Genomic DNA, 6,480 nt, shown 5'->3' on the forward strand with positions numbered 1-6,480 from the left:
GGGAACCCGGCCGGCCCGGCGGCCGGCCGTTGGTCCGGCGGCCGGCTGATGGCCGATCGGACCGGCCGAACCGGCCGGGACGCCCGGCCGAACAGGTGGATCGCGACGATGCTGTTGGTGACGGGCGGGGCGGGCTTCATCGGCTCCAACGTGGTGGCGAGTCTCAACGAGGCCGGCCGCACCGATGTCGTCGTCAACGACTGGCTGGGCACCGAGGCGAAGTGGCGGAACCTCGCCAAGCGCGAGATCGCCGATTTCGTGCCGCCCGAGGATCTCGCCTGGTGGCTCGACGGCCGCCGGCTCGACGCCGTCATCCACATGGGGGCGAACTCCGACACCACGGCGCGGGACGGCGACGAGGTGATGGAGAGCAATTTCCGCCTCTCGTTGATGCTGCTCGACTGGTGCACCAAGAACCGTGTCCCGTTCATCTACGCCTCGTCGGCCGCGACCTACGGCAACGGCGAGGGCGGCTTCGTCGACGACGAGGACCTCCGGGCGCTGCGCAAGCTCGCGCCGATGAACCTCTACGGCTGGAGCAAGCATCTGTTCGACCTCGCCCTGAAGGGCCGCCAGGCGCGCGGCGAGCCGCTGCCGCCGCAATGGGTGGGCCTGAAGTTCTTCAACGTGTTCGGCCCGAACGAGTACCACAAGGGCGAGATGGCGAGCCTGGTGGCGAAGCGCTTCGCGGACGTCAAGGCCGACCGCACCGTGACGCTGTTCAAGTCGCACCGCGACGGCATCGCCGACGGCGATCAGCGCCGCGACTTCATCTGCGTCGAAGATGCCGTGGCGGTGCTGCGCTGGTTCCTCGACACGCCGACCGTGTCGGGGATCTTCAACGTCGGCACCGGCGAGGCGCGGAGCTTTCGTGATCTGATCACGGCGGCGTTCGCGGCGCTCGGCAAGCCGGCCAACATCGAATACGTCGACATGCCGCTCTCCATCCGCGACCAGTACCAGTACTTCACCCAGGCCTCGGTCGAGAAGCTGCGCCGGGCCGGCTACAACGGCGGCTTCACCCGGCTCGAGGACGCGGTCGGCCGCTACGTCACCGGCTTCCTCGACCGGGCGGACCGGTACAGGTAGTCATCTCCCGTCATCCTGAGGTGCCCGGCGTAGCCGGGCCTCGAAGGATGCGGCCAGGGCCGTCGCCCTTCGAGGCTCGCCTTTGGCGAGCACCTCAGGGTGACGGGTTGGAGCTCAAACGAAGTCACGCCCCGATCGGCAGGCCCCATGCTCGACGTCGAACTCTCCCTCTCGCGCATCCCTTCGCAGACCATCGTCTGCGTCGGCGACCTGATGCTCGACCAGTTCGTCTATGGCGAGGTGTCGCGGGTGTCGCCCGAGGCGCCCGTGCCGGTGATCGCCGTGAAACGCGAGGAGACGACCATCGGGGGCGCCGGCAACGTCGCCTGCAACATCGCGACGCTCGGCGCGGCCTGCGTGTTCGTCGGCGTCGTCGGCGACGACGCCGCCGGCCAGACCTTGCGCGACGCCTTCGCGCGTCACGATGGACGGGTGGATGCACGGCTCGTGGTCGATCCGGAGCGGCCGACCATCCGAAAACTGCGCTTCGTCTCCGAGCACTATTCGAGCCACCTGCTGCGCGCCGACTGGGAGCGTGCTGCGCCCGTGCCGGAGGCGATCGAGGACGAGATCCTCGCGCAGGTCGACGCCGTGCTGCCGGATGCCGGCGCCGTGGTGCTGTCCGACTACGCCAAGGGCGTGCTGACGCCGCGCGTCGTGCGCGGCGTGATCGCGCGGGCGAAGGCGCTCGGCAAGCCCGTCATCGTCGATCCGAAGGGGCGCGACTTCGCGGTCTATCGCGGTGCCACCCTGATCACGCCGAACCGCAAGGAGCTCGGCGAGGCCTCGCGCCGGCCGCTCGCCGACCTCGACACGGTCGCGGTCGCCGCCGAGGAGCTGCGCCGCACCGCCGAGAGCGACGCCCTGCTCGTGACGCTGAGCGAGGAGGGCATGCTGCTCAAGGAGGCCGGGCGCTCGGCCGTGCATGTGCCGGCCGCGCCGGTGCGGGTGCGCGACGTCTCCGGCGCCGGCGACACCGTGGTCGCCGTTCTCGCCTTGATGCTCGCCACCGAGGCCGGCTTCGAGGCGGCGATGCGGGCCGCCAACGCCGCCGCTGCCGTCGTCGTCGGCAAGCGCGGCACCGCGACCGTCTCGGTGCTCGAGCTGCGCTCGCAGCTTCTGCCCGCGGCGGCGCTGGCCTCGGAGGAGAAGATCGTCTTCGACCACGCGCTGCTCGGCGAGCGGGTCGCGGCGTGGCGCAAGCAGGGCCTGCGCATCGGCTTCACCAACGGCTGCTTCGACATTCTGCATCCCGGACATGTCCGGGTGCTGAGCCAGGCGCGCGCCGCCTGCGACCGCCTCGTCGTCGGCCTCAACAGCGACGCCTCGGTGAAGCGCCTGAAGGGCGAGGGCCGGCCGATCCAGGACGTCGTCGCGCGCGCCGACGTGCTCGCCGCGCTCGAAGCCGTCGACCTCGTCGCCGTGTTCGAGGAGGATACGCCGATCGAGCTGATCAAGCGGCTGCGCCCCAATGTGCTGATCAAGGGATCCGACTACCGGGTCGACCAGGTGGTCGGCCACGACGTGGTCGCGTCCTATGGCGGCGAGGTGGTGCTGGTCGATCTCGTGCCGGGCCACTCGACCACCGGCATCCTGAAGAAGTCCGGCCAGGCGCCGGACCGCGCTGGCGGCCCGGCCGTGCCGGACACGATGCCGGGGTGAGGCGGTTTCCCCTTATTTTGGGAGTAAAACGCCGCTTGCCGGAGCATCTGGAGCTCTAACATCTCGGGATCAGGCCGCGATCTCGCCGTCGCTCTTTTCCGGCGGAGAGGCGTGGCTTTCCATTTGCGGCGGCACCAAGTCGAGATGAGCCATGAGGAACAGATGCGCCGCTGTCCTGTGGTCGTTTCGCGCCGCGATGGCGGCGAGCTGCTTCGCCATGTCCGATAGATATCCGGCCACGACGCTTGACATGCATTGCCTCCATCGGTTGCGCATACAATGTATTCGCAACCGGGATCGCGCACCTGTAACGTTCACGGGAGCCGTAATTCCCACCAAACGGTTCTGCGGTCTCTGCAGGTCGTGGCAAGTCCGGTCGATCGGCTCGCCGTCGTTCCGGGGTGCGGCACCCTCGTCAGCTGCCAACGGCAATCAGGGGGTAAGGATCCAAGGCCGCGGGCTTGTGCCCGCGCCCCCGGGATGACCGGTCGCCTCACTTCGGCCGCGTCATCCGGAACAGCGTCTCGGGCACCGCCTCGAAATACTGGTCGCGGTAGCCGCCGCGCATGATCGGATGCGCCGCGCCGGTGTCGAACAGGCCGTCGCGCAGATACGCGCGCTCGATGTGGACGCCCACCACCTCGCCGATGGTCAGCCAGTGGTCGGCCGAGCGGCCGTCGACGCCCTTCAGCTCGACGATCTGCACGACCCGGCATTCGAGCGCCGCCGGCGAGGCCGCGACGCGCGGCGGCTCGACCAGTCGGCTCGGCGCGGGCGCGAGGCCGGCGAGGCCGAACTCGTCGACCTCGGCCGGCACGGTCGCCGAGGTGGCGTTCATGGCCGCGGCGAGGGCACGGGTCGCCATGCTCCACACGAACTCGCCGGTCGCCTCGGCGTTCAGGAGGCTGTGCTTGCGGCCCTGCGACGAGAACACGATCATCGGCGGCTGGTCGCAGACCGCATTGAAGTAGCTGTAGGGCGCGAGGTTCGGCACCCCGTCGGGGCTCACGGTCGAGATCCAGCCGATCGGCCGCGGCGCCACCAGGGCCTTGAAGGGATCGTGCGGCAGGCGGTGGCCGGCCGCGGGCTCGTAGAAGTGAACGTCGTTCTCGTGCAGGTCGCTCATGCCGCGACACTAGACGCTCGCTCCGTCGGCGCAAAGCCGCAGGGCCGGTGGAGCGGCGCGCCGCGGGCCGCCGCGCCGGCCGGTTCACCGCGCGGCGGGGTCGGGTTTCCGTTCCGCCTGAAATGCCTTAAGCAGGCGCGGTGCGCCGTCGCGCCTCGGGGCTGTCGCGGTCGTCTCGCGCGCGGCTTGCGTGCACTCCGGTCGGGGCCACCCTTGGCGGGCCGGCCGCCGTCGGCGGGCCGGTCGTCGAAGCTTGGTCGGTTCAGCGTCTCCAACGGTTTCTCCATGGCTCGTCCAAAAATCGTCCCCCTGCTGCTCGCCGGCGGCTCCGGCACGCGGCTCTGGCCGGTGTCGCGCGACGCGATGCCGAAGCAGTTCCTGCCGCTGGTCGGCGATCGCTCGACCTACCAGCAGGCGCTGGCGCGGGTCTCCAATCCGGACCTGTTCGCGCCGCCGATCGTCATGACGGCGAACGACTTCCGCTTCTTCGCCAAGACCCAGGCCGAAGCGCTGGGGATCGATGCGACCGTCGTGCTGGAGCCGCTGCGCCGTGATTCCGGACCGGCGATCGCGGCCGGCGCGGCGCTCGCCCGCAGCCGCGACCCCGGTGCCGTGGTGCTGGCGATCGCGGCCGATCACGTGATTCTCGATCAGGACGTGTTCGAGGCGACGTGCGCGGCCGGCCTCGAGGCCGCCGTCGCGGGGAACATCGTCACGTTCGGCATCCTGCCCGCCTCACCCAAGACCAGCTACGGCTACATCCGCCGCGGCGAGAGCCTCGGCATCGAAGGCGTCGCCAAGGTCGCCGCCTTCGTCGAGAAGCCGGACGCCGCCACGGCCGCCCACTACGTCGCCGACGGCTACCTGTGGAACTCGGGCAACTTCCTGTTCGGTGCCGAGACCCTGCTCTCCGAGCTCGCCCGCTTCGAGCCCGAGATGGCGCGCGCCGTGGTCGCCGCGGTCGACGAGTCGTCGCTCGATCTCGGCTTCGTGCGGCTCGATGCCGACGCGTTCGGGGCGGCGCCGCAGAAGTCGATCGACTACGCCGTGATGGAGCGCACCGACCGCACCGCCGTGATCGAGGGGCGCTTCCGCTGGTCCGACGTCGGCTCGTGGGACGCCGTGTTCGACATCGCCGAGCGCGACGCCGCCGGCAACGTGGTGTCCGGGCCGGCCGCGACCTTCGAGACGCAGGACTGCGTGATTCATGCCGAGGACCGGCTGACCGTGGCGCTCGGCGTCAAGGACCTCGTCATCGTCACGACGCCCGACGCCGTGCTGGTGCTGCCGCGCTCGCGCGCCGAGGACGTCAAGGGCGCGGTCGCGGCGCTCAAGCAGCAGGGCCGCGGCGAGGCAACGGCGCACCGGCTGTGCCATCGCCCGTGGGGCCATTACGACTCGCTCGACCGCGGCGAGCGTTATCAGGTGAAGCGCATTGTCGTGTCGCCGGGCGCCCAGCTCTCGCTGCAGCGGCATTATCACCGGGCCGAGCACTGGGTGGTCGTTCGAGGCGCCGCCGAGGTGACGACCGGCAACACCACGTCGATCGTGCACGAGAACCAGTCGATCTTCATCCCCATCGGCACGGTCCACCGCCTCGCCAATCCGGGCAAGATTCCGCTTGAGCTGATCGAGGTGCAGACCGGCAGCTACTTGGGGGAGGACGACATCGTCCGGATCGAGGACATCTATCAGCGCAGCTGATTCGGTGAATTCAGTTGCTTGATGAAAATGGATAGCAAAAAGATGCGCGGCGCATGATCCATGCCGTGCTCGCGACAGACGCGGTCGAAGACATGAAAGCTGAACCTTGCCGTGGGGCCCGATACCCACGGCCCTCATGATTGACCATAAGACCGTATGTCCGACTCCGGTGGGTGTGGCTCGTCCTACACTACGTGCCCGAGGGTTGCTCGGGGACCGAGCCGATCCTCATCGTAGGAGGACGATCCATGGAACAGTATAGCGAAGCGTTCATGGGATCGACGTTTCGAAAGCCCGGTACGCAATCGCAGTTGCCGAAGGTGGTCGGGATGGAGAGGTGCGGTTTCTGGGGGAGTTCGATTCATCCGACGAGAGCATGCGCCGGGCTATAAAAAAGCTCGCAACAAGCTCGAACAGGTTTACTTTTGTTACGAGGCCGGTCCGACCGGATATGGGTTGCATCGCATGACGTGTTCGCCACTTTTTAGTCGAGAGCGCCCGGGCGTATCGTTATCCGCCAAAAGTCGGAATGAAGAAACTGTATAAGTTAGAACACGTCCCGCCGAAAGTGCGCGAGATCGTCTGGAAAGCTCAAGCCCGATTGACTGCGCGGTATCGGGCGCTCAGCGCGCGAGGCAAAAAGACGACCGTCGTCTGCACGACGATTGCGCGTGAACTGGACGGCTTCATACCAACGGCCCTCATGATTGACCGATGTGAGCCCGAGCTCGCATTCCGATCGAGGTGATAGTCTCCGGCTGGGCGACGAGGCGTCGCCAAGCGTCGCAGGCGGCGTCGACGATGTCGTCGTAGGTGTCGAAGACGCGGTTGGAGAGCCAGTTGCCGCGCAGGAACTGCCAGACGTTCTCGACCGGGTTGAGCTCCGGCGAGCGCGACGG

6 protein-coding genes and 1 pseudogene are annotated in these 6,480 nt (G+C 68.5%); 4 read left to right on the forward strand and 3 right to left on the reverse strand.

From position 1 onward, the window contains the following. The first annotated feature begins 108 nt into the window (after positions 1-108). Entirely contained in the window at positions 109-1,089 is a 981-nt protein-coding gene (rfaD, locus tag CCR97_RS00845; RefSeq protein ID WP_111359792.1) for an ADP-glyceromanno-heptose 6-epimerase, read from the forward strand. A gap of 147 nt (positions 1,090-1,236) precedes the next feature. Continuing rightward, positions 1,237-2,751: a D-glycero-beta-D-manno-heptose-7-phosphate kinase gene (gene rfaE1 / locus CCR97_RS00850; RefSeq protein ID WP_111359793.1), complete on the forward strand. Its 1,515-nt coding sequence runs from the start codon at positions 1,237-1,239 to the stop codon at positions 2,749-2,751. Positions 2,752-2,820: 69 nt separating this feature from the next. Here rfaE1 and CCR97_RS00855 read toward each other — a convergent pair whose 3' ends face one another. Further along, on the reverse strand, positions 2,821-2,970 hold the full coding sequence (locus CCR97_RS00855) for a hypothetical protein (RefSeq protein WP_170146041.1): 150 nt from the start codon (positions 2,968-2,970) through the stop codon (positions 2,821-2,823). A 274-nt stretch (positions 2,971-3,244) separates the two neighbouring features. Next, a complete protein-coding gene (locus CCR97_RS00860) occupies positions 3,245-3,868 on the reverse strand; it encodes a flavin reductase family protein (protein ID WP_201159231.1) in 624 nt (207 codons plus the stop codon). Between the two features lie 294 nt (positions 3,869-4,162). On the opposite strand from CCR97_RS00860, the gene CCR97_RS00865 reads away from it, so the two are divergent. Both CCR97_RS00865 and CCR97_RS31505 read left to right on the forward strand, forming a co-directional pair. Next, complete coding sequence (locus CCR97_RS00865) at positions 4,163-5,581, forward strand: mannose-1-phosphate guanylyltransferase/mannose-6-phosphate isomerase (protein ID WP_201159229.1); 1,419 nt, start codon at positions 4,163-4,165, stop codon at positions 5,579-5,581. A gap of 469 nt (positions 5,582-6,050) precedes the next feature. After that, positions 6,051-6,329: pseudogene (locus CCR97_RS31505) on the forward strand (hypothetical protein); the annotation flags it as partial. Here CCR97_RS31505 and CCR97_RS00875 read toward each other — a convergent pair. Continuing rightward, positions 6,283-6,480: transposase (locus CCR97_RS00875; protein ID WP_201159230.1), on the reverse strand; the 198-nt coding region annotated here is incomplete at its 5' end. The pseudogene CCR97_RS31505 and the gene CCR97_RS00875 sit on opposite strands and share 47 nt — an antisense overlap.

This window comes from Rhodoplanes elegans, assembly GCF_016653355.1.
Lineage (GTDB): Bacteria > Pseudomonadota > Alphaproteobacteria > Rhizobiales > Xanthobacteraceae > Rhodoplanes > Rhodoplanes elegans.

Bases quoted from the DNA above. Each gene is read 5' to 3' on its own strand.
- rfaE1 (WP_111359793.1), top strand. From the start codon at position 1,237: ATGCTCGACGTCGAACTCTCCCTCTCGCGCATCCCTTCGCAGACCATC.
- rfaD (WP_111359792.1), top strand. From the start codon at position 109: ATGCTGTTGGTGACGGGCGGGGCGGGCTTCATCGGCTCCAACGTGGTG.
- CCR97_RS00855 (WP_170146041.1), bottom strand. From the start codon at position 2,970: ATGGCGAAGCAGCTCGCCGCCATCGCGGCGCGAAACGACCACAGGACA.
- CCR97_RS00865 (WP_201159229.1), top strand. From the start codon at position 4,163: ATGGCTCGTCCAAAAATCGTCCCCCTGCTGCTCGCCGGCGGCTCCGGC.